This window comes from Streptococcus mitis, assembly GCF_003943905.1.
GTDB classification, from domain to species: domain Bacteria; phylum Bacillota; class Bacilli; order Lactobacillales; family Streptococcaceae; genus Streptococcus; species Streptococcus mitis_BC.
This window is the reverse complement of record NZ_RJNS01000015.1, coordinates 1-657: the sequence shown is the minus strand read 5'-3', so window position 1 is coordinate 657 and position 657 is coordinate 1. Positions and strand designations below refer to the sequence as shown.

Sequence of the window (657 nt, the reverse complement as noted above, 5' to 3'; positions counted from 1 at the left end):
AGCCACTCTGCGTCTGTATCTGCAAGCCAAAGCGCATCAGCATCAGTAAGTGCTAGTCAATCAGCATCAGTATCAGCTAGCCAATCAGCTTCAGCGTCTGTATCTGCAAGTCAAAGTACTTCAGCATCAGTATCTGCAAGTCAAAGTGCCTCAGCTTCAGCATCTAACAACCAGAACTCAGCTTCTATCTCAGCAAGCGCGAGCCACTCTGCGTCTGTATCTGCAAGCCAAAGCGCATCAGCATCAGTAAGTGCTAGTCAATCAGCATCAGTATCAGCTAGCCAATCAGCTTCAGCGTCTGTATCTGCAAGTCAAAGTGCCTCAGCTTCAGCATCTAACAACCAGAACTCAGCTTCTATCTCAGCAAGCGCGAGCCAGTCTGCGTCAATTAGTGCAAGCCAAAGCGCATCAGCTTCAGCATCTAACAACCAGAACTCAGCTTCTATCTCAGCAAGCGCGAGCCAGTCTGCGTCAATTAGTGCAAGCCAAAGCGCATCAGCATCAGTATCAGCAAGCATCAGTGCGAGCCAATCAGCATCTGTATCAGCTAGTCAATCAGCTTCAGCTTCTGTAAGTGCAAGCGACTCAGCATCTGTATCAGCTAGCCAATCAGCAAGCGCATCTGTAAGTGCAAGTCAAAGTGCTTCAACATCAGTA

The 657-nt window shown here is 48.4% G+C and carries 1 protein-coding gene; it reads left to right on the top strand.

The annotated features are described in order from the left end of the window. A partial coding sequence (locus D8854_RS09720) for a hypothetical protein (protein ID WP_185768093.1) occupies positions 1-657 on the top strand: 657 nt, incomplete at both ends.